Source organism: Sphingobacterium sp. UBA7038, from assembly GCF_002494055.1.
In the GTDB taxonomy this organism is placed as follows: Bacteria; Bacteroidota; Bacteroidia; order Sphingobacteriales; family Sphingobacteriaceae; genus Sphingobacterium; species Sphingobacterium multivorum.
In genome coordinates, this window is sequence record NZ_DLAV01000013.1 from 73,608 (window position 1) to 97,070 (window position 23,463).

General features: G+C 40.6%; 19 protein-coding genes. 10 read left to right on the plus strand and 9 right to left on the minus strand.

Annotated features, from left to right (window positions below):
• Nucleotides 1–2: 2 nt before the first annotated feature.
• Nucleotides 3–677 (minus strand): response regulator transcription factor, encoded by a 675-nt coding sequence (locus tag B3H30_RS07375; protein ID WP_070570249.1) that lies wholly within the window; start codon nt 675–677, stop codon nt 3–5.
• 83 nt (nt 678–760) lie between these two features.
• Entirely contained in the window at nt 761–2,104 is a 1,344-nt protein-coding gene (locus B3H30_RS07380; protein ID WP_145327496.1) for a sensor histidine kinase, read from the minus strand.
• Nucleotides 2,105–2,289: 185 nt separating this feature from the next.
• On the opposite strand from B3H30_RS07380, the gene B3H30_RS07385 reads away from it, so the two are divergent.
• The gene (locus tag B3H30_RS07385) at nt 2,290–4,662 is read left to right on the plus strand and encodes an outer membrane beta-barrel family protein (RefSeq protein WP_286709602.1); all 2,373 of its coding nucleotides are present in this window, start codon (nt 2,290–2,292) and stop codon (nt 4,660–4,662) included.
• 157 nt (nt 4,663–4,819) lie between these two features.
• Here the strand turns inward: B3H30_RS07385 and B3H30_RS07390 are convergent, their stop codons facing one another.
• The 3 genes from B3H30_RS07390 to B3H30_RS07400 all read right to left on the minus strand — a co-directional run bounded on the left by B3H30_RS07390 (nt 4,820) and on the right by B3H30_RS07400 (nt 8,031).
• A complete protein-coding gene (locus B3H30_RS07390) occupies nt 4,820–5,236 on the minus strand; it encodes an OsmC family protein (protein WP_070570243.1) in 417 nt (138 codons plus the stop codon).
• A gap of 241 nt (nt 5,237–5,477) precedes the next feature.
• On the minus strand, nt 5,478–6,782 hold the full coding sequence (locus B3H30_RS07395; RefSeq protein ID WP_286779041.1) for an SGNH/GDSL hydrolase family protein: 1,305 nt from the start codon (nt 6,780–6,782) through the stop codon (nt 5,478–5,480).
• Nucleotides 6,783–6,804: 22 nt separating this feature from the next.
• The gene (locus B3H30_RS07400; RefSeq protein ID WP_286775166.1) at nt 6,805–8,031 is read right to left on the minus strand and encodes an OmpP1/FadL family transporter; all 1,227 of its coding nucleotides are present in this window, start codon (nt 8,029–8,031) and stop codon (nt 6,805–6,807) included.
• Between the two features lie 147 nt (nt 8,032–8,178).
• Here B3H30_RS07400 and tpx point away from each other — a divergent pair, with 147 nt between their 5' ends.
• Nucleotides 8,179–8,679 carry a thiol peroxidase gene (gene tpx, locus B3H30_RS07405; RefSeq protein WP_070570237.1) on the plus strand — a complete coding sequence of 167 codons (501 nt, stop codon included), beginning with the start codon at nt 8,179–8,181 and terminating at the stop codon, nt 8,677–8,679.
• A gap of 88 nt (nt 8,680–8,767) precedes the next feature.
• Here tpx and B3H30_RS07410 read toward each other — a convergent pair whose 3' ends face one another.
• Nucleotides 8,768–9,940 (minus strand): trans-sulfuration enzyme family protein, encoded by a 1,173-nt coding sequence (locus tag B3H30_RS07410; RefSeq protein WP_070570235.1) that lies wholly within the window; start codon nt 9,938–9,940, stop codon nt 8,768–8,770.
• 64 nt (nt 9,941–10,004) lie between these two features.
• Here B3H30_RS07410 and B3H30_RS07415 point away from each other — a divergent pair, with 64 nt between their 5' ends.
• From B3H30_RS07415 to B3H30_RS07435, 5 genes are all read left to right on the plus strand, one after another.
• Entirely contained in the window at nt 10,005–10,397 is a 393-nt protein-coding gene (locus B3H30_RS07415) for a hypothetical protein (RefSeq protein ID WP_112375002.1), read from the plus strand.
• A 517-nt stretch (nt 10,398–10,914) separates the two neighbouring features.
• Nucleotides 10,915–12,798, plus strand: a complete 1,884-nt coding sequence (locus B3H30_RS07420) for an alpha-L-fucosidase (RefSeq protein ID WP_286775165.1) — start codon at nt 10,915–10,917, stop codon at nt 12,796–12,798.
• Entirely contained in the window at nt 12,788–15,127 is a 2,340-nt protein-coding gene (locus tag B3H30_RS07425) for a glycoside hydrolase family 95 protein (RefSeq protein ID WP_286775164.1), read from the plus strand. Before B3H30_RS07420 ends, B3H30_RS07425 begins: the two co-directional genes overlap by 11 nt.
• Entirely contained in the window at nt 15,114–16,316 is a 1,203-nt protein-coding gene (locus tag B3H30_RS07430) for a DUF4369 domain-containing protein (protein ID WP_286833828.1), read from the plus strand. Before B3H30_RS07425 ends, B3H30_RS07430 begins: the two co-directional genes overlap by 14 nt.
• 65 nt (nt 16,317–16,381) lie before the next feature.
• The gene (locus tag B3H30_RS07435) at nt 16,382–17,242 is read left to right on the plus strand and encodes a helix-turn-helix domain-containing protein (RefSeq protein ID WP_286727404.1); all 861 of its coding nucleotides are present in this window, start codon (nt 16,382–16,384) and stop codon (nt 17,240–17,242) included.
• A 57-nt stretch (nt 17,243–17,299) separates the two neighbouring features.
• Here the strand turns inward: B3H30_RS07435 and B3H30_RS07440 are convergent, their stop codons facing one another.
• On the minus strand, nt 17,300–17,596 hold the full coding sequence (locus B3H30_RS07440) for a hypothetical protein (protein WP_158638811.1): 297 nt from the start codon (nt 17,594–17,596) through the stop codon (nt 17,300–17,302).
• A 44-nt stretch (nt 17,597–17,640) separates the two neighbouring features.
• Between B3H30_RS07440 and B3H30_RS07445 the strand changes: the two genes are divergently transcribed.
• Complete coding sequence (locus B3H30_RS07445; protein ID WP_145327505.1) at nt 17,641–17,865, plus strand: hypothetical protein; 225 nt, start codon at nt 17,641–17,643, stop codon at nt 17,863–17,865.
• Nucleotides 17,866–17,941: 76 nt separating this feature from the next.
• The gene (locus B3H30_RS07450; RefSeq protein WP_286775162.1) at nt 17,942–19,381 is read left to right on the plus strand and encodes a hypothetical protein; all 1,440 of its coding nucleotides are present in this window, start codon (nt 17,942–17,944) and stop codon (nt 19,379–19,381) included.
• 92 nt (nt 19,382–19,473) lie between these two features.
• On the opposite strand, the gene B3H30_RS07455 is transcribed toward B3H30_RS07450, so the two are convergent.
• Together B3H30_RS07455 and bcp are read right to left on the minus strand one after the other, a co-directional pair.
• Nucleotides 19,474–20,943 carry a glycine--tRNA ligase gene (locus B3H30_RS07455; RefSeq protein ID WP_075994392.1) on the minus strand — a complete coding sequence of 490 codons (1,470 nt, stop codon included), beginning with the start codon at nt 20,941–20,943 and terminating at the stop codon, nt 19,474–19,476.
• 63 nt (nt 20,944–21,006) lie between these two features.
• Nucleotides 21,007–21,468 (minus strand): thioredoxin-dependent thiol peroxidase, encoded by a 462-nt coding sequence (bcp, locus tag B3H30_RS07460; protein ID WP_286779039.1) that lies wholly within the window; start codon nt 21,466–21,468, stop codon nt 21,007–21,009.
• A gap of 228 nt (nt 21,469–21,696) precedes the next feature.
• On the opposite strand from bcp, the gene B3H30_RS07465 reads away from it, so the two are divergent.
• Nucleotides 21,697–23,448, plus strand: coding sequence for an SWIM zinc finger family protein (locus B3H30_RS07465; RefSeq protein WP_286833831.1), 1,752 nt, complete (start codon nt 21,697–21,699; stop codon nt 23,446–23,448).
• The last annotated feature ends 15 nt before the right edge of the window (nt 23,449–23,463 follow it).

Consider the following 23,463-nt stretch of genomic DNA (forward strand, 5'->3'; position numbering starts at 1 on the left):
TCTTAAAATTGAATCGTAAATCCGACACCTCTATTCGAACTGATGCTCAGATTAGGATCCAGGCTTAAATATTTGCGGATCCGGGTAATAAAGACATCCATGCTCCTTCCTGTGAAGAAATCTGCATTTCCCCATACTTTTTCAAGGATTTCTTCACGCGTGACAAGCTGATCATTGTGTTGCCATAGAAAGAGGAGAAGTTGGGCTTCACGTTCAGTGAGCTTATATTGTTTCGAAGCATGGCTTAATAATAATTGTTCAGGATGGAATAGATAGCTCCCGATGGCGATCGATTTTGGAGTACTATTTTTCTGATTCCGCTTTAATATATTTTGTATGCGAAGCAATAGTTCCTCGGGATCACAAGGTTTAGTGACATAATCATCGGCACCGATTTTTAGTCCCGTGAGCTTATCTATTTTTTGCTCTTTGGCTGTTAAAAAGATAAAGGGTAAAGTAGGGTATAGTGCATTGATTTCTTTGGCGAGGCTAAAACCACTGATTTGAGGAAGCATAACATCCAGTATAACCAGATCATAATCGGCTAGCTGCTGGAAATTTTCCGTAAGATCATTGGGCTGTGCTATCCAGTCTATGGCAAATGTGGATAGCTCAAGGTATTGCTTAAGCATAAAACCAAAATCGGGATCGTCTTCAACGAGTAATATTTTATTCATTTTTGTTTTCAGTAGTTGAGTTAATATAAATACTTTAGTCTATGGCCGTCTATTGTCTTTTCACAGCTTATCCTTGTTTTTGGTCATATTTCCGATGATGGGACAAGCGCATGCGGCAGCTGGATTTTAAACGTAGTCCCGACATTGGGTTCGCTGGTTACAGTAAGTTGTCCGTGATAACGATCGACGATTTTTTTTACAAGGAAAAGACCTATTCCCAGGCCTTTGGTGTCGTGAATATTGTCTTTTTGGATGCGGTAAAACTTGTCGAAAATATAGGGTAGCTCGGACTCCTCCATGCCGTAACCGTTATCCTGTATATAAACCGAGAGTTTGCCTTTCTGATCCTCAAAAGAGATATTAATCCAAGTTGCACCATATTTTACGGCATTGTTCATCAGGTTCTGAAATAGTGTTGTCGCATCATTTGGGCTCAGGCATAGTTTGCCGTCAGGCAAGAGACTTAATTGGAATGCAATAGCGGAGTTGGTCAGTTGAAAATCGTCGAAAATAGCTTGTAGTTCTGTGCTTTTAACAGGAGGCTGATCAATAGTGTGAAGATTTTCGTTAAGTGGATCAAGGGTTTGTTCCAAGCGATTTACTTGTCGTTCAATGACGGTTATAATGCTTTCGTCTGTTGATTTCCAAAGTGTTTTAGCAGCAATTTTCAGGGTTGCAATAGGTGTTTTGAGTTCATGTGAAATATTGTCGACGACATCGTGCAGTACGGTGATCTGTTTCTGCTGTTTTCGGAGATTCTGAATGGTTCTATAAAAAAGCCAAAGAAAAGCGGCTAGAATAAATAAGGTGCTCAATAGGAGCGAAGTAAGTTCTTTGAACAATATCCAGTTGAGATTCGTCACCTCAAAGGATGTCTTCCTATGTACAAGAAAGGTATATAAGACCTCTTTGCTCTGGATGCTGTTTTCGATTTTCTGTGTTTCTGTTTTTTCTGTTATCCACTCGCTTGAGGAAAGTTCAACGGGCCGCCGAAAAGCTCCAGACGTTGTGTAGATGGTAATGGGACCCGCTGCGATCTGTTTTTCTAAGCTCTTGAAATAGATGCCCAAAATTTCTTTTTTCAGAATGACATCCATTCCAAGTGGCTGAAATAGACTGTCGACATATTGCGTTAGCCTCTGGGATGTTTTATGGGCGTTTGCATGGTATAACTCCTTTAATTTTTCGGCCGTTATCTCATGTTTAACCAATTTGATGTAGTAATCTCTAGCAATGTCTTTGCTCATTAAATCATCATCAAAAAGCTTGTCATTGTCATGAAGCTTACTTAGCTTACTTTTTACAGTGGCAAAAATATCACGCTGTTTGAGCTGATAGGTATTGTACAATTGATACCCCTGTATGCCAATAAGTACGGCAAAAAATAACGTGAATAGGACGATATAACTTTTGGGTTTCAATTCCATACACAAATATAACTGCTGAGGGCTAAGATAATGTACCTTAACCCAGTATTAACCCTTTATTAACCATTATTTGCCGTCACTATAGACACTTTTGAAGCATAGCATATCAGTATGAAATGGCCGCGATTGTCAAATAGAATAATGCGGATAAGCTATACTAGAATTAAAAGACTAATTATTTGTACATGAAATTGATCCTATTTTTTCTGGCTTTCCCCTTGTTACTTTCGGCACAGACCAAACAAATCGGGGGACAAGTACAGGATGCAAACAAAATTGTGCTGGCGGGAGCGACTGTTATGCTATTGGATAGCAACTATCAAGAGATCCGTGAAGTAAAGACGGACCATTTTGGAAAATTCTTACTTACGCTGGATCATCCTAGTGGATACTATCTACGGACAAGCTATCTGAACTTCAAGTCTCAGGAACTTTTTTTTCGCAGCGATACCATTTCACGCCCTTTGTTACTTGAACTTATTCCCGAAGCAAAGGTACTTGAAGAAGCGCAGGTCGTGGGTCGAGCTCCCCGATTGATCCGTAAGTTGGATCGCTTAGAGTTCAACGTTCAGAATTCCAATCTTTCAGCACTGAATAGCTGGGATATTTTGAAGCGTACGCCCTTAGTGATGGTGAATGGTGCGGATTTAATGGTCCGTGGAAACAAAAATATTGTTGTCCTCATTAATGACCGAAAAGTGATGCTCACGGGAGACGAACTGAAAACCTATCTGGAGAATACAGCAGGTAGCGACGTGCAATCGATAGAGGTTATTACCAATCCACCTGCAAAATATGAAGCTGAGGGAAGTACGATTATCAATATTAAACTTTCCAAATCCAACCTATATGGCTATAGAGGCTCGGTGGTTGCATTGGCCGAAAAAAGCAGTACCTGGAAGCAACTGTTTGGACTAACCCAGTATTATAAAAATGAAAAATTCAATCTTCGAGGTACGTATAATTTCGGACGAGGGACTTACGCACGCTATGAAACGAATTATGTTTATTATCCAAATGAGCAAACCTCATGGGAAGGTGTCATGGATCGATTTGATACCAATAACAGTCAGAACAGCTATGTGTTTTCGATAGACTATACACCCGATACAACCTGGACGGTTAATGCTGGACTAAATGGATATTATGGACCGAAAACCTATGGGATTTATGAAGTGCCAACCGTTATATACGATAAAAATCATGTACAGGAGTCCAGTTATTTTACCACCAATGATCATCAACGATCGACAAAAACGAATAACCTCTACCTTCAGGTAACAAAGAAGCTTAATTCCAGGTGGAGCATAAATTGGTCATCCTACTTCACTGACAATCATTCGACAAATGATCAAGACGTGCTGACGGCACTGCGATTTAAGGGGGAGGAACCCACATATACCCGATTTATCAGTAATAATGGAAATAAAAATCGGCTTTTTTCTTCCCAGATAGATTTCACCGGAAAAATAAAGAAGCTGGGGCTGGAGTTTGGTGGAAAATTTAGCGATGTGAAAACGACGAGTACCCTTGCTTTCTTTGATGATGAATCAGGAGAGCTCGAGCAAAGGCCTGATAAGAGTAGTGTGTTTGATTACAAAGAACGTAATGTGGCTTTGTATGGCTCATTGGACTATGCCTGGAAAAAATGGAGCTGGAAAGCAGGTCTAAGGGGAGAATATACCGATTTGGAAGGTATTGTATCCGAACCAGCTGATATCAATAAGCGTGATTATTTTGTGCTCTTTCCGACATTTTACATGCAATATGCCTTGACTGACGATCAGCAGTTTGGTTTTTCCTATGGAAAGCGTATTAGTCGCCCAGCATACTCCTGGCTTAATCCGGCTAAGTCCTACTATAATCGCTTTTCCTATTTTCAGGGAGATCCACGTTTAAGGGCGACGATCGTTCATAACCTGAATCTGACCTGGACAAAAAACAACTGGAATATCGATTTATTCTACCGATTTGAGAAGTGGCCGAATATGGAAATTTCCCGCCAAGATAACAACAATCACCAACTTATTTTCCAATATACCAATATCAAGAAAGGACAAGGGGCAGGGATAGACTTAGGAAAGAGTTTTCAGCTGACCGGGCGCTGGGGATTGAATCTGCAGCTAGAGGGGATGTATAACCAGAATTACTTTATGGGTACTGATGACGTATTGCACAAGAATGATGTGTATATCGGCAACGGAAACGTAAGCACCAACTATGTGCTGAATAAGGATGCCGGTTGGAACCTTGAACTGGTTAATACATTTACATCACCCACGATACAGGGGCCATTTCATATTACAGGGTATTCAAGTACCTATGTGATGACAAATCGAAAATTCTTTAAAAAGAAATTTGAAGTGAATCTCTCATTTATGGACATTTTCAAAACAGAAAAAATGACGATATCATCCAAATATGGTGACCAAAACAACTTTTATAAAGATTACCGCGATACTAGAAAGGTGAATCTAACGCTGCGGTATCATTTTGGAAACCAGAAAGTCAAGAGCAGCAATCAGCCCACAAGAACAGAAGAGCAGAACCGCTTGTAATTCGGTTAATTTTGGCAAAGTCAAATCCTGCTGCAGATTCTATTTCCTTGGTTATATTCTCCATACGCCTGTAAAAGAGAATAAATACCGCATGGATCAAAAACAATAATCCTCCACATGCGATGTGGAGGATTATCAGATGCAAGGAAAGTATTTCTTAGTTTATTTTCAGTGAATACGTGATATTAATACCGCCAGCGGCAAGCATATCGTGTACTGAACAATATTTTTTAACAGCTAATTCAGCTGCTTTGGCTGCTTTTACTTCATCAATTTCACCTTTTAGGAAAAAATTAATGTGAATATCTGTAAATACTTGAGGAATTTCTTCGCGGCGTTTACCTTCCACTTCAACCTGGATATCGTCAATTTGCTGGCGTTGTTTTACCAGTATGCTATGGAGGTCAAAGACGCTGCAAGAACCCAGTGCCATTAAAACCAATTCCATTGGACGAACACCTTTTCCTTCACCGCCGATAGCTTCTGAACCATCGATGTTGACTTTCACGGGGGATAATTCACTGCTGGCTTCGAAATGCACAGCTTGGTTGACACGGTTTAATTTGATTTTCATCTTATTCTATTTTATTCTTTTTTGCTCGTTTAGGCTGTGGAACGTGAAACGAGTTTTTTTCTGTTCAATCTATACTAAACAAACTTAGATAAATTACCTTTTATATGCAATATAATTGCGTAGTATATAAAAGTAATTTATCGATCTCTCCTCTGCCTTTTGAGGAACTTATTTATAGAGGAAATATACAAAAAAGGCAGACGATTATTTGTCTGCCTTTTGTCAGTATGTTGATCACTGTTTATTTTGTGACGGTATCGGGTAGTTTGACACCGCGATATTTCGCTACATCAACCTGTGGAATCTTTGAGCCATATTTAGAATTGATGGCGCTGATAAAGATGTTCGCCATTAGGGCGTTTCCAATTGGTGTTAAGTGAATACCATCTAAAGAGAATGCATTTCCGGTAATGTATTTTGCACTCACCGCTAGTCCGTTGATACGAACACCTCCTTTTACATTATTCAAGAATTCATGCACATCAGCTAAAGCTAGACCTTTTGAATTTGCAGCAGCTTTGATGGCTGCATTATACTCGTTGATGCGTTGTACGACCGTTGCTGTTTCGCTTACATCAAGCACGTATTTGTCTTCCACGGGGTTCAGTGGGTGTAAGCCGTACGGAATTTGTGCCGCATTTGGTTTCCCCAATAATCCTGTTGAAGAGAAAGGGAGCACAAAATAATCTTGATCAGTAGCTGCACGAGGACCTGACTTTGTTGCAATGTAGATATTTGTTACCGGTGTCGGCGGATTTGTTGCATTCACAGCTGCCAATAAAGCAGCACGGGTTACCGTCGTAAAATAAGGTGTTGCTGTTACATCTGGAATTGTGGCCAGTACGCCTTTTTGACCTCCTGCTGTTAATGTCGTTACATAGTTGCCCAATAAAGACGTGAAGAGCGCAGTAGAAGTCAATGTTGATGTTGGTCCATCTTCTACACCACCGTTAGTCGCCCAGCCTAAAGCATCGTTATTGCCTAAAGCAAAACTAAAGAAGGTATGGTTTTGCGTCGTTGAATAGGCAAAATATGTTTTCATCGCATCTGCGTCAGGTAGTAAGCGTTCGAAATACATGTTTCCAGCTTGGGATCCCACGCCAGCAGCAAAGGCCATATCCATACGCATGCCCGGTACGCCAAGGTTGTTAATCGGGTCGGTATATCTTGTCAATAATTTTGGTGAAGCAGAACGGTAGGCCAATTTATCCGTTACCTGTGCCGTTACTGGCTGGCCATTGACGAGCGCTGTAAGTGTAATATAACCAGAACCATTGGCTTGATCTTCACTGAAAAACGGCGATTTGAATTCACTACCACCGACTTGCTTTAGCTGTTCAGCAATTAAATTTGGATAGGCTACCTTTTGGCCCTCCAAGTAGAGTCCGCCATCGGCATAACCTGCTGTCAATGAATTTCCGATGGCAACATATTTTGAAAAATTAAGCGATCCAGCCGAAGGCGTATATTCGTCCAAGGTCGGTTTACATGAGGCGATCGCTAAAAGTGCTAACGCCGCAGCTATATAAAGTTTGTTTTTTTTCATCTTAGTCAAATTTGGCTGTTAATTACCATTTATAGCTTACACCAATACCAGGAGCAAAAATATTTGTTGCATACGTACCTGATAGATGGCTCTCCACGTTGGTTGACTGGCGAGCCACAATCCGTTGATACGCAAAGGAACCTGTGACATCAAATTTTGGTGATGGTTTTATTGTAAAACCTCCCGATATTAAGTATCTGGTGTTGTCTGGTGTCTCCGGATAAACATAGGCACTCTGCTGTACTGGAGTTGCGATCACACCGCCACCTATACGTAATTGCAAACGGTCGGAAGCAATATATTCCAATCCTGCTTTAACAGATCCTGCTTTATCGTATTTTTTTGGTGAATGGGTATCCTGCAATACAGGTGTATTTTCTTTGTAATCGAAATCTAGGGCTTTATATATGTCGTAGTTGATGAGCGTTGCATCAAGAGCCATCTTCAATTTCTCCGAAATAGGGAAGGCGATGCCCGCGGCAAATGTCGAAGGAAGCGGTAGCTCAGCACTGAATTTGTTACCTGCAGGGAAATTGCTTGCCACCGATTCTGGTACGTCAAAAGTTGCATCACCATTTTTAAGTTTAGTGACAACTTTAGAACGATAACTTACCGATATGGCGAATTCGTCTTCTAAGTTATAATGAATCCCCACATTATACCCCGTGCCAGTTCCGGTTCCTTTTAAGGTTGCCAATCCGGCGTGACCATCCGGATAGAATACCGGAACAGAATTTTCGAGGTCTACGGTACCAACGTTGTATACAAAACCACCCCCAACACTAAAATTTTCAGTCAGTTTGAAACTCAATGTGGGCTGAATATAGATTGCACGTAGCGAAAGGCTGACCAAACTGAATTTACCTACCCAATCTTTCCCCCAATCGACGGCCCCACCGTAAGGTGTGTATACTCCAATACCGGCTTTCCACCAGGAGTTTTTAGGGCCGAATGCAGCAAATAATGAAAAAGGAGTTGAAATCTGATTTCTAGTATGATAAACAACTGTACTGCCGACCTCTTGAAAGCCAGATTTGTACATCACGGCATTACCGGCAACTGAAATAGCGTTATGGTCCATTTTTGCTAAAGCACCCGGACTATAAAAAATGGAAGACTCATCTAAAAAGTAAGCAGAACCTGCTCCCCCCATTCCCACAGCTTTGGGACTTTGTAGATTCACTTGAGATCCTTGTGCAAACAGGAGTGACGGACTTGCACAAAGTATTGAAAATAGCAGTTTCTTCATACTAGTGTTTATTTTTGGTTAACATTCCTCTTTCAAATACAATGCTAACATAATAAATGTTTGACTAAAATTAATAAATGTTGTGTAATATTTTTTTTGCTCGTACCTTTAATTGCAAGGATACTAAAAATTAAACGATCATATTATATGGCTACAATCACTTTTAAAGGCAATCCAGTAAACACGAAAGGCAGTTTACCACAGGTTGGCGAGCAAGCTCCTGATTTTAAATTAACTGCAGGCGATCTTTCCGATAAGTCTCTTACAGACTTCAAAGGAAAAAAAATTGTATTAAATATTTTTCCTAGTGTAGATACCGGAACTTGTGCTGCTTCCGTACGTGCATTTAATAAAGAGGCTTCTCAGTTGGATAACACTGTGGTGTTATGTATATCGAAAGATTTGCCTTTTGCACAAGGCCGCTTTTGTGCTGCAGAGGGGCTAAATAACGTAGTGACATTATCAGAGTATAAAGATTCAAACTTTTCAGATGCTTATCAATTGGCTATCGCTGATGGACCTTTGGCAGGTTTATTGAGCCGTGTTGTCATCACATTGGATGAAAATGGAAAAGTATTGTACGAAGAGCAAGTCGCAGAAATTGCTGATGAGCCAAATTATGCTGCAGCGATCGCATCGTTGAATTAAGTAGGATGAGAGTGAATAAAAAAAGCCTTTGCTTATGCAAAGGCTTTTTTAGTTAATGTATATTCGCTAACTATTACAAAGCGAACGTTTATTTCGTTTTCTCTAAAGCCTGCAAGATATCGTTGATGATATCTTGTTGATCTTCCAGACCCACAGACAGGCGGATACTGCCCGGTTTGATGCCCAGATTCAAACGTTCTTCTTCCGACAATTTTGAGTGTGTCGTTGAAGCTGGATGCGTTGCGATTGATCTTGAATCTCCTAAATTAGAGGTATATAAAATCATTTCCAAATGATCTACAAAGGCTTTTGCTCGCTCAAAACCACCTTTGACAACAAAGGTTACAATACCGCCACCAGCTTTCATTTGTTTCTTAGCCAGCTCATATTGTGGATGGCTTGGTAAAAATGGATATTTTACATCCTCAATTTCCGCATGATTTTCCAATGCCTCGGCCAAAGCCAATGCGTTAGAACAATGGCGATCCATACGGATGCCCAACGTGTCTAAACTTTTTGATATGATCCAGGCATTGAAAGGCGATAATGCGGGGCCTGTATGACGGATAAAGAACATCAATTTATCGATAAGCTCTTGTTTTCCGACAACAATACCGCCCAAAACACGACCCTGTCCATCCATATATTTGGTCGCCGAATGGATAACCAGGTCAAATCCATATTGAATCGGTTTCTGAAGATAAGGTGTGGCAAAGCAGTTGTCGATCGACAGAATGATATGAGGATATTTCTCCTTGAATTTACCCAACCATTCCAAATCAACCAATTCCAGACCTGGGTTGGATGGCGATTCTAAAAAGATGATTTTCGTATTCGGCTGAATTGCTTTTTCCCATTCTTCGGGATTAGCGGCGTCTACGTAAGTTGTTGTAACGCCCCAACGTGGGAATAGTTCCGTAAATAACTGATGTGTAGAACCGAATATTGCACGTGAAGAGACAATATGGTCTCCACTTTCGATAATTCCTGCAAAGGAGGCAAATACTGCTGCCATACCTGACGCAAAAGACAATCCTGCTTCTGCACCTTCAAGAATACAAACTTTGTTGATGAATTCTGAAGTATTTGGATTAGCATAGCGGGAATAAATCATTGCATCCTCTTCGCCAGCAAAGACCGCCCGACCTTGTTCAGCGCTGTCGAAGATAAAACTTGATGTAAGGTATAAAGGAGTCGAATGTTCGCGAAGTGCTGAACGATCGACCTGTTCACGTATGATTTTAGATTGATCTTGTTTCATGATGTGTAAAGGTACGAGATGAAATTTTTATATTTGTATAATTAGCAATGAAATAACCCATTTTATGAAAAAAATATGGCTTTTGCCTTGTACTATATTCCTAGTGCTTTGCTTTTCCTGTTCAAAGGATGAGGAAGGAACTTTTGAACAAAGACCAATGCAAATTCCGATCTTGTATCTAGAGTCATCTACCGCTGAATTATTTATGTCTAACGTGAACGAAATGAAATTGAGTTATCGTGGGAAACAATTGGATCGCATTATAGGAGGATTTTTAGAGATACCTACCACGAACGGATTTGCCCCCTTTTTTACGGATAAGGTGTACTGGGACGTTCGTGTAAACGGAAATCGGATGATACTTGAAAAAAAGAGTTTTAATAAGGAACTTATATTTTCAGACAGACAGAAGTTATTATTTGAGGGCGGGAAAATTGTCGAACTTATCAATACATAGGTGATTTGCTAAAAGGGGAGTACAGCTACGTCGACGAGCAACTCAGGTCCTAAAAAACGTTCTATTTTAATTCAGCGAAGAACCTAGATAGCCTCGTTGTAAGTTATCCTAATTCAGCTTTTAAAACTGTTCAGATATTTAGTGACTATGATGCCAAGCCTAATGAGATCAAAGGAGTTATGGTGCTGGAAGAGTTTCTCCCCCGAGCCTTGTCGACAAACAATTATTTAAGAAAAAATACAGTTTCGATTTCTGAAACTGGCGAGCGGGTTCAAACTGGCGGGGCCGCATGTGCTGAACAATTGTTCTACTAGTGCCAAGTATTATTACAGCATTCATGTTTTGCATATTTTAATCAATCGATTGATTAAAACAAAGAATACGATTTGACCTAGGGATAAATTCTGTTGGAGCTGATCATCGATCGGTTTTGTACGCAAATGTTACATACAGCATTTTGCAAAACTTCTTATCTTAGGGCTTTACAACCTAATTTTCTAGCACATAAATATAGACTATGTTGACAATCTTGTTATCCTCCATTTTACTTTCCAGCGGGCCTGTAGCCAAATCAGATACTTTAAAAGCTTACGGGGCTCTGCCAACCGAGCGTCAATTAAAGTGGCAAGAGATGGAAACGTATTGTTTGATTCATTATACGCCGACAACTTTCCAAAATAAGGAGTGGGGTTATGGTGATGCACAGCCCTCATTGTTTAATCCTTCGGCTTTTGATGCAAATCAAATTGCTAAGGCAGCGGAAGCGGGTGGTTTCAGGGGCTTAATTAGTGTGGCAAAACACCATGATGGATTCTGTTTGTGGCCAACCAAGACAACATCCTATAGTATCGCTTCTTCGCCATGGGAAAATGGAAAAGGTGATATGGTCAAAGATTTTATGCAAGCGACCCATCGGAATGGGATGAAATTTGGTGTATATCTTTCTGCTTGGGACCGTCACGATGAACGTTACGGCACACCGGCCTATGCAGATGCCTACAGACAGCAACTGACCGAATTGATGAGCAATTATGGCTCTTTGTTTACCTCGTGGCATGATGGAGCAAATGGCGGCGATGGCTTTTATGGTGGCCATGAAGGGAAGCGTATCATCGATCGAACAACTTACTATGAGTGGCATGAGAAAACTTGGCCTATTGTACGAAAATTACAGCCTGAAGCGGTTATTTTCTCAGATATCGGTCCCGATATGCGTTGGGTGGGTAATGAGAAAGGATTTGCTGCTGAAACTTCATGGGCAACATTTACGCCGATTGGCTTAAATGGAAAAGTCGCTGTACCCGGAGCGACAGAATCACATAATGCCGAAACAGGTGACCGTAATGGTAAATATTGGATACCTGCTGAATGTGACGTGCCACAACGTCCGGGATGGTTTTATCATGAAGAACAAGATAGCCGTGTAAAAACACCAAATCAGCTTTTTGAGATCTATTTAAAATCCGTTGGAAGAGGAGCATGCATGAATCTTGGCTTAGCACCGATGCCTTCTGGTACATTACATGAGAATGATGTGAAGTCGCTGCAGGCATTTGGGAAAAAAGTGAAGGAAACTTTCCGTACCAATTTAGCCAAAGGAGCGTCCATCACGGCATCCAATGTCCGTAACGGTGATTCAAAATCCTATGGTACTTCATTTATTACCGATAACGACCGCTATAGTTATTGGGCAACAGACGATTCCAAAACATCGGCTACATTGGAAATAAAATTAAAATCCCCAGCGAAGTTCGACCTTATTCAGTTGAGAGAAAATATTAAGTTGGGACAACGTATCGATAGTGTTTCGATTGAACGTTGGGAAAATAACAGCTGGAAGCCTTTGGCCAAAGCAACAAGTATCGGCGCAAACCGCCTCATCAAACTCGAGCAACCTCAAACTGCAAGTAAATTACGTCTTCATGTTTATGCTCCGGTAGCAATCACGCTCAGTGATTTTGGACTGTTCAAGGAGTACAACGAACCCTTTGCATTTAATACCAAAGAGGTGAAAAAGCTGACTGGATTTAAGATTTCGACAGGTAGATCCAATAATAATGCTTATATATCTGACGGAAAACCAGGTACTTTTGCGACTGTTGCCGATCAAGGTGTAATCGTTGTCGCTACAGACAAACCTGTTTCTGGTATCGGCTTCCTTCCTCGTCAGGATGGAAAGAACATAGGGACACCAACACATTATAAAATATCAACCAGTACCGACGGAAAAACATGGACCCTTGTTAAAGAGGGCGAGTTTTCCAATATTAAGGCAAATCCAATTTTGCAACAGGTGTTTTTTGATACAAACAGTGCAACCAAGTTTATCAAATTTGAACCAAAACAATTTATCGACGGCAATGAATTGGCCATAGCGGAACTTGAATTGTATGGCAAATAAATTCTTAATGTTTATCGTGGTATGTATATGTCATACCACGTTGCTTTTTGCCCAACAAAATCCACTCGTACTTTGGTATAATAAGCCCGCGAAGGCTTGGGAAGAAACTCTGCCATTGGGAAATGGACTCATCGGCATGATGCCAGATGGAAATCCTAGTCAGGACAAGATCGTGCTCAACGAGATCAGTATGTGGTCGGGCAGTCCAGAAGATCCCAATAATTATGAAGCCTACAAAAATGTTGAAGCCATTCAGGCACTGCTTAAAGCTGGTAAAAATGATGAAGCCGAAAAACTGGTCAATGAAACTTTTGTGACCAAAGGCAAGGGATCTGGTTTTGGTAATGGTGCAAAGGTTCCCTATGGCTGTTATCAGTTATTCGGTGACCTTTTGCTGGATTATAAATTGCCCGCGGGAACGATCGAAGAGTACAAGCGTTCCTTGGACTTAGCGACTGCCTCGGCACAAACTTCATTCAAGATAAACGGACAACAGTTCCAACGTCGTTATTATACTTCTTTTGACAATAATGTAGGTGTTATCCAATTGAGTCAACATAACGATGAGGTACAGCAGTTAGGCATATCATTCCAGCGGCAGGAAAATATTGACCGTTACACCTTGTTGGACGATGGGATTCTGATCGAGGGATTTTTGCCTGATGGAAAAGGTGGTAAAAATCTGAAATTCGTTGGATTAATTCAGGTTAAAGGTAAAAATCTGCAGATCAGCAAAAAAGATAAAACCTTAGAGGTGTCTGCAAAAGGCGGTCTTACGATCTATTTCTCAGCAAGTACTTCCTATTACGGAAAAGATCCCTTACCTATTGTCAAAGCAGCGGTTGCAGCAGCAAAAACTGCTGACGAACAGAAGCTATATCGCGACCATCTCGCAGCCTATCAAAAGGTCTTCAATCGGGTAAGTCTTAATCTCTTTGGAAATACAGCGAATAACGCCATTCCGACCAATGAACGCATTGCTAATTTTTATAAAAATCCGGTTCAGGATCCCGATTTGGCGACGATTTATTACCAATATGGAAGGTATTTGAATATTTCAAGTGCTGCTCCGAAAAATACAAACGCGCTCCCGCCAAACCTACAGGGGTTATGGGCTAATCAGATCAATACACCTTGGAATGGTGACTATCATCTCAATATCAATGCACAGATGAATCATTGGGGCGTGGAGGTCAATAACCTGAGCGAATATCATAAGCCTTTTATTGAAATGATAAAGCGGATTGCAAAAACTGGCGAGCAGACAGCAAAGGCTTACTATAACGCACCGGGTTGGGTGGTCTATATGATGACGAATATCTGGGGGTATTCCGCTCCGGGTGAGCAGGCTTCCTGGGGAGCGAGTACGGCATCAGGCTGGTTATGTAACCATCTCTGGGAACATTATCTGTTTACCGGGGATAAAAATTACCTCAAAGAGATTTATCCGATACTCAAAGGAGCGGCAGAGTTCTACGATCATACATTGGTTCAGGACCCTAAAACAGGATGGTGGGTCACTTCACCGTCGGTGTCGCCGGAAAATGCTTTCCGAATGGCCAATGGAAAAGTTGCTGCGGTTGTGATGGGACCTACCATTGATAACCAGATCGTACGGGAGTTATACCAGGCGGTGATCAAAGCTGATTCTATCCTTACGACGAACGATAGTTTTGCCGGCGCCTTGAAAGCGAAGCTGAAGGATGTCCCTCCGCCTGTAGTTGTTAGCCCATCGGGGCGCGTAATGGAATGGCTCGAGGACTATCAGGAAGTTGAACCTAAACATCGACATGTATCACATTTATATGGTCTGTATCCCGCGGCATTTATCTCGCCACAGACGACACCTGAATGGGCTGACGCAGCACGTAAGACTTTAGCTGTACGTGGTGATGAAGGAACCGGCTGGTCTAGAGCATGGAAAATATTATTTTGGGCGAGATTACAGGATGGTGATCATGCACTCGAAATTCTAAGGCAGTTGCTTAAGCCCGCTTTTACCAATGAAACAACCTATCAGGGAGTCGGGGCAGGTACCTACCCTAATTTGTTCTGTGCGCATCCGCCTTTTCAGATAGACGGAAACTTTGGCGGTGCAGCCGGGATTGCCGAGATGTTGATACAGAGCCACAATGGTTATATCCATCTATTACCTGCGCTACCTAAAGCCTGGTCAAAGGGTGAAGTTAGCGGTCTCAAAACCAGAGGAAACTACACTGTGGATATGAAATGGGAGAATGGAAAGGTTTCCGACCTCCAGATTAAAGGTAAAAAAGGAAAGATTCGTCTATTTGAAAACGGAAACTATAAAGATTATGAAGTTCGTTAACTATTTTTGCTTGATTTCTGTGCTGGCCTTGGGGACGACAGCCTGTACACAAAAGTCCGAATCGGCGAAGACAGCCGCCTTGTTGAATAGCTTTGACTATAAGATTACCGGAAAAACCACTGCCGGGGATGGGACTCAGGTGAGCCTCGTCGATCACGATAATAAACTGCAGCAATTTGTAAAAACACAGGTTGCTAATGGGCAATTTGTTTTGGAAGGCGAACTTGCCATGACCGGATTTTACGATATTCAGATTAAGGGTATGGAGGCCTATACGTTATTTGTCGAAGGCGGGAGTGACTATGATCTGAGTGAAAACCAGGGCAAGTTTACCTTGACAACCTCTTCGCAGAATGCCAAGGATTTCATACAGTTCAATGCGAACTATAAACAGCGTGAAGAGGAGGAAAAAAATAAAACGGCAAATAAAAGCCAACGGGTAAGGCAGCTGGAGAGTCAGTTGCCTTCGATGGCTGCAAGAAATGATGGTTCCTATGAGAAAACAGTCGATGAAATACAGCGCTTAAGTGGTAATGCCGCATTTAATCCACGCACACTATACGCCGATTTTATTCTCGATAGTACCCACCGTTCATCCTTAGTATTGCCTTATTTTTTTAAATACATCTCCTTGGATCAGACGAATTATAAAAAATTCGATGCCGCATTGCTGAGTTTTAATACGGATTTGCAGAAGCATCCTTATGTTAAATTTGCCCGCGAAAAGGTCGATAGGGTGAAAGACTTCTATGAAAATATGCCTGTATTTCCTGCTATTAGCCCGATGAATGTAGAACGGGATAGTTTGAATTTAAAGAATATTTCAAAGGCTAAAATGCTGATTGCCGCGTTTTGGAGAACTTCCAATACCAATAGCAAGGCCGATATGGAGATGTTACGGAAAAAAGAATCTCAATTGAACGCTATGGGGGTAAGGGTTATCTATTTTTCGCTGGATAAGGATCTGGATAAATGGATCAAATCAAGTAAGGAGCTGGCGCTAGGGAAGCAGAGCTACTTTTTGAATTATAATGACCAGGCAACGATGGAAAATGATTTTGGTATAGATCGTACGCCAAGTTATCTATGGATAAATCCGCAGACCTTCCAAATTTTATCCTTGAGTGGTGAGGATCCAGCAATGCCACAGTTTTTAGGGAAGGTAAAGGAATTTCTTGCTAAAAATTAACGATTATTGTCTTAAAAAAGCTTACTTTTGAATTAACTGTTTAATATTTGTTATTTCAATACATAATGAAAGTCGTTCAATTTACAGTTCCGGTTGTTTACCAAGGATCTATTTGTGTGCAGGAAGACATTCTGCCTTCATTCTACAGCAACTATCACCGACACAAGGAAATCCAGCTGACCTATATCCTGAAAGGGCGGGGAACCTTTATGATTGGCAACTTTACACATAGTTTTGAAGAGGACGAGATCTATATCGTTGATGCAGATGAACCGCATATGTTCAAAACGGGGGAAGATATAAGGGATGGCATTCATGCCATCCATATTTTTTTCGACTACGAACATTTTAAACCCTTTCTGGATTTTCCTGAATTCGATGATGTTAAGTATTTCCTGGAACACATCAACGTCAGTAAAAAATTGGATGCGGAGCATTCCGTCGCGTTGAAAGAAAAATTTGTACAGATTAACGTGAGTGCGGGCATAGATCGTCTCCTTTCGTTTGTGAAGCTGATTAATTTTTTAAGTAAAAAAGTAGATCAATGGACTTCGCTGTATACAGGTATTCCACAAAAGAAGTTCTCAGATGCCGAAGGATTGCGAATCAATGAAATATTCCAATATACTTTCCAGCATTTTGGAGACAAGATTTCCTTGGAAGATATAGCAGCGGTAGCACACATGACACCACACGCATTTTGCAAGTATTTTAAGAAACATACCCGGAAAACCTATGTTACCTTCCTCAATGAAATCCGGATTGAACGTGCCTGTAAAATGTTGATTGACGAATCTTCGGAAAGTGTTTCTAATATCGCTTTTAAAACAGGATTTAACAATGTTGTCAATTTCAATCGGGTGTTCAAGAAAATAACCAAACTGTCGCCGAGTGAATATGTACAGGAACATCGTATGCGCTACTAGGTTGTTTGGCGGATGTTACTATGCCGTTTAATGGAATAGTCTATGGAGATTTCCGAGCTATAACTGGATCCTCATACCGTTGATTTTTGGTGGGCTCCCCTCCACGGAAATCGGAAGAATGGTTTTGTTGACAATATCGGAGAAAGACTCGTCACTGTTAATTTTAAGAGCAATGACATCGCGATGCGCGAAATTGGACATTCCTTTGCCCAGCTTTCCGATGAGTATTGGACTGGTAATCCATATGCTATTGAGTCTGTAAACCGCTCGCAATCGGCAGATGCAAAGCAGGTCCACTGGAAATGCTGGCTTGGAAAAGACGGAGTTGGTATTTGGACAAAATTGATTAGCCAAAGAATATTCAGGTTAAAATCGACAAGAAGAAAAACACAGAACAATTGACAGTAAAGGATAAAGTCGATGCGCGTTATAGCTATATCTGGATGAATGAAGAAGGTAATCCGATCTATGAATGGGACGAATTTAATGGCGAGTATGTACGTCCAACAGGGATGAATAATGTGCTCAAAATGAAATTAACAACCTCTTCTGGAAAGATATACGTTCAAAAAATAGATAAAGAGACCACTGGCAAAAGTGAAAAAAGGATTGTAACTTTTTAGTTATACTATTGGAGTGAAATGATTTATAAGTTAATTTTAATCTGCCGGTTAATTAACTTATAAATCATTTATATTTATGAAAAGAAAATCCAAGTCAACTTGGGGAATTCTTTCATGTGTATTCATCCTGGTTTTAGCCGCAATGCCTTCGTGCAAAAAGCATGTAAAACTTCCCGATGAAAACGATGAAACAATTCATGCGGTAAAATTCAAAGTCAAGGATTTTGAAGCGATTGTTACTCCTCTAAAAAAACAATCAACCACGGCAAAACGAGCTGCGCTGAGCAGAGCTTCTTCCGAAAACGAATTGCTGTATCATTGGACCTTTGATAACAGCGATGTTGTTCCCGAAAATGCACTTGATGATGCCGTTGTGATCGATTACAACAATGGAAAGACAGACTATGATTTTTTAGGCGGTTGGCCTGCAACGGGAAAAGCCATTAGTTTCAAAGGTGGTAAAGAGATCCTAGTCAAAATCCCTGCCACAGGTATTCATTCGCTGGGTAGCTGGACCTTTGATTGCAATAGTTCGAGTACAGGACCAAGGGCACTGCTTTTGAGTTATTCCCTGGATAAGGGGAATAGTTTTTTGATGCTCTCGGATACAATCAATTATCCATCGAATGTGTCACTTTCAGCCAAAATCCCTGTGAGTGCATCATTGGCAGATATTTCGTTTGGCAACAGCAAGGAGCTCTGGTTGAAAATTTCATTATTTGCCGGTAGCAGGGATGGAGGAGCGGGTTACAGCCCAACGACTGGTACATTCAAGATGGATAACTTGATGGTTTACGGACAAGTCAACCCGGCCGCTTTGCCCAGCAAATTTTACTATCATGTGTTTGATGCAAAATCGAAGGCTATGATCAAATCGGGCGTACTTAATTCGCAGGAAGCTTTCGATGTTGAATTGCCGAACGGAACCTATTACCTAAGTCTGATTGCTAAAAATTCGACATTGCCGCTGATCCTGGCAGGGGCGGTGGATTTTGAGCACTTTTATGCGACGAATGCTTTTTCAGAACAATCTGCAGAGTTATTTGCTAGCCGGGATACCTTTGAGGTTAAAGGGGCTATGGAACGGGTCCTAAACTTAAGTCGGATCTACAGTGAGGTCAAGTTGACTTTTACAGACAGCGAAGATCTGAGCGCAATTGATAGTATTCAGGTGAAGCAGCTTCATCCTGTGTTTCATTATTATCCTTTTATGACGCATAGTAACGACCAGGTTGATGAAAGTCTTTTGACGGTTATCCCACATTTTACGGCAGCTGATCAAAGTTTTTCGTTCAACCAATTTATGGGCTATTATCTCAACAATACCGCTATTAAATATCAGTTCCAAGTTTTCAAGGAAGGTAAATTGCTGCGTACATTTGAACTGGAAAGCGAAATCCGAAATAATGTTCAAATACAGTTTAAGGGCAAATTGCTGGAGACTGCCAATGGGAATTTGGGTTTTCAGATCGTGAAGAATGAACAGTGGGACGATCATATTGTGATAGAATACTAGCACAGTTATTGTACTTAGCATCTAGCCGCCCTACATCTATTAAAACAAAAAGGTGTCCAGCAATGGACACCTTTTCTGTGATAGCATATTGGCTATATCAATTTTTTTAGCAAGGTATTCCAACCAGCCAAGTCATTCAATATTTTTTCAAGATCGGCAATGGCAACACGTTCCTGTGCCATCGTATCACGGTGACGGATGGTTACGGTGTTGTCTTCCAATGAATCGTAATCGACTGTGATACAGATTGGTGTTCCGATTGCATCTTGACGACGGTAACGTTTTCCAATGGCATCTTTTTCGTCATATTGAACGTTGTAATCCAATTTTAGTGTATTTAGGATCTCACGTGCTTTTTCTGGTAAACCATCTTTTTTGGTCAATGGTAAAATTGCAGCTTTTACCGGTGCCAATGCTGGTGGAAATTTCAATACAACGCGCGAATCTTGTTTTTCTGCTGTAGAAAGATCTTCTGTTACCAAAGAGTTACATAATACAGTTAAGAAAAGGCGATCCAATCCAATTGAAGTTTCAATGACATATGGAATGTAGTTTTGATTGATTTCAGGATCAAAATATTGCATTTTCTTTTTAGAAAATTCCTGATGTTGTTTCAAGTCAAAATCTGTACGGGAGTGGATACCTTCAACTTCTTTGAATCCGAATGGGAAGTTGAATTCAATATCAACTGCAGCATTTGCGTAATGCGCTAATTTATCGTGGTCGTGGTAACGGTAGTTTGATGGATCGAAGCCCAATGCCAAATGCCATTTCAAACGTGTTTCTTTCCATTTGTTATACCATTCCAATTCAGTACCCGGGCGGCAGAAAAATTGCATTTCCATTTGCTCGAATTCACGCATACGCATGATAAACTGACGTGCAATTACTTCGTTACGGAAAGCTTTACCAATTTGTGCAATACCAAAAGGAATTTTCATACGTCCTGTCTTTTGAACGTTCAGGAAGTTGACGAAAATACCTTGTGCAGTTTCAGGACGAAGGTAAACCTGATCAGCTCCATCTGCCATAGCACCCATTTGGGTTGCAAACATCAAATTAAATTGACGTACTTCAGTCCAATTTTTGGTACCTGAAACCGGACATACGATATTATGTTCTTCAATGATGGTTTTCAGTCCAGCTAAATCGTCTGCATTCAATGCGGTATTCAAAGCGTCTAATAGGGCAGCAGCTTCAGCTGTCTTACCATCTGCTTCATAACGTGCAATCTTATCTTCGATCAATTGATCGGCACGGTAACGTTTTTTTGAATCCTTATTGTCGATCATTGGGTCGTTAAAACCATCAACGTGACCAGAGGCTTTCCATGTTGTTGGGTGCATGAAAATTGCGGCATCAATACCAACAATGTTTTCGTGCAATTGCACCATGGATTTCCACCAATAAGTCTTTAGGTTGTTTTTTAATTCCGAACCTAATTGACCGTAATCGTAGACGGCACTTAATCCGTCATATATTTCGCTCGATTGAAATACAAAACCGTATTCCTTCGCGTGTGATACTACACTTTTGAAAAAGTCGTCTGTCTGTTTGCTCATAAGTGGCAAATATAGATATTAGTTTTAGATTTTAGATATAAGATTCTTGATAAGAGGTATTCTTTAAATGCCTAAATCACGGATCTGCTGGGACGCATTTTTGTTATCTACTTTTTTGATGATATGTTGGATAATGCCATCTGCATCAATCACAAAAGTGGTACGTGCTGTGCCCATATACTTTTTGCCATACATGTTCTTTTCGACCCATACACCATAGGCCTCTACAAGGCTCTTGTCTTCATCTACAAGCAGCTGAAAAGGAAGCTCATGTTTGCTGATGAATTTTTGGTGCGATGCTTCGCTGTCCACACTTACGCCGATGATTTCAAAACCATCTTTTTTCAAAGACTGATAATTGTCTCTGAAATTACAGGCTTCCGTGGTGCAGCCTGGTGTATTGTCTTTTGGATAAAAATATAAAATAACTTTTTTCCCTTTGAAATCCGAAAGATGTACCGTTTCACCATGTTGATTTTTTGCACTAAAATCCGGTGCTTGTTGTCCTATTTCTAGTGTTGCCATATGTATTTCGATTTAGTCGATTAAGATACGAAATTATAACAATAAATCTATCCGATGGTATGCTTAAGCATTTTGGTTAATGTGCCTGCTGCTACTCGTGAAGTCGACAACTTGGTTCTCGCCAAGTAATTTGATAAAAGATCTGTCGGCTGGTACAGTGAGGATAATTTTTTAGAAAATCAATTTTTCTATCGACACATAAATTACTATTTTTAAAAAAACATGGAAATGGAACTATCATCTTTTGAAAAACAGATCAATAGTACGATTTTACAGCGAGGTAAAGTCTACTACCAAAAAGGACAGGTTGAATCTCTTGGAGAAACAGAAGATGGTGTATGGGTTGCAGTGGTAGCAGGGTCGGACGATTATTTTGTAGAGATTGAAATTAGCAAAAAAGGATCAGTAGGAGATTATGGATGTGACTGTCCCTACGATGGCGATTTGTGCAAGCACGTGGTTGCTGTCTTGTATGCTATACGGGATGAAAAAGCGATTGCTCCTGAGGATGTACCTAAAACTACCAAGAAAAAAACAAAACTATCCTTTCAAAAACTACTGGACAATATCAGTAGCGACGAGCTGAAAGCATTTATTGTCCAGTACAGCAAAAAGGACAGTAGCTTTAAATCTGATTTGGAACTATTCTTTGCAGAAAAAGATGAAAACTTTGACATAGAAAAGCAAATAAAGGATCAGATTAGGAAAGCGATCAAGACCTACAGCAAACACGAATTTATCGATTATGGTTCAAGTGGTAAGCTAGCACGGGAATTACAAAAAATTCTGATGCAAGGTCAATATTATCTATCCAAAAATAACATCCTAAACGGTAGCTTGTTATGCATGGCGTATATACAGGAAGTTATGCCAGTGATTACTTACGCCGACGATAGCAATGGATCTATAGGAGATGCTATCGATAGTGGTATATCCTTATTGACAGATATTGCGGTGCAGTCCCCCGTCGATTTGAAAGAAAAGATTGCTGTGTATTTGAATAAAGAGCTGCAACAGGATCTGTACTTTGACTATGGCGATTTCGGATATGATATGACAGATCTTTATGCGCAGCTATGTCTGGATTTAAGTAAAATAGATGATTTTCTGCACTTTGCCGATGTGGCTATTCATAAAGCTCGTTTAGACCGTTATGATTACCGTAGTAGTTTTTTTATACAGATTAAAGCCTCCATCCTTCAAAAAGGAAACAGGACAGAAGAGGTACAGCAATTGATAGAACAACAAATCCATTTGCCACAAATGAGGAAGGTTCAGGTCGAAAAAGCTATTGAAAACGAGCGCTTTGAAGAGGCCAAGGAATTGCTGGTTGAAGGAATACGACTAGCGGAAGAAGCACAGCATCCTCGTGTAATAAGGGACTGGGAAGAAACCCTTTTGCATATTGCCGTTCTGCAAAATGACATTCCAATGGTGCGCTCTTTTACAGAAAAATTCGCTATAGGTTACTCTTTTAGCAGCCACTATTACAACCAGTGGAAAAACACCTATACCTCAGAAGAATGGAGAAGTGTCATTAACGACAAAATCAACTCGATTCGCGCAAAATCAACCGGAGAAAAGAGTTCCTATTCGAAACACCAAGACTACTGGCTTTTGAACGAAATAGGTCCTATCTATATTGAAGAGAATATGTTCGACCAATTACTTGCACTGGTGCAACGGCAGACCGATCTGGAAACCATACTAAACTATCATGAGCATTTATATAAATTGCATCCTGCGGAACTTATGAAATTGTACTCATCCCTATTGGATCAACATGCTGAGTCTGCCAATAAACGTAATGCCTACCAACGATTGATGGACATCGTATTCGTTATATTTAAAGATATACCTTCTGGTAGGGAAACACTCTTGGCCCAAATGCTTCACTGGAAAATGATCTACAGGCACCGTCCTGCGATGATGGATGAATTAACGAATATACTGGACAAAATCAATGCACAGGGGGAGTAGATGAATGCATGTTCA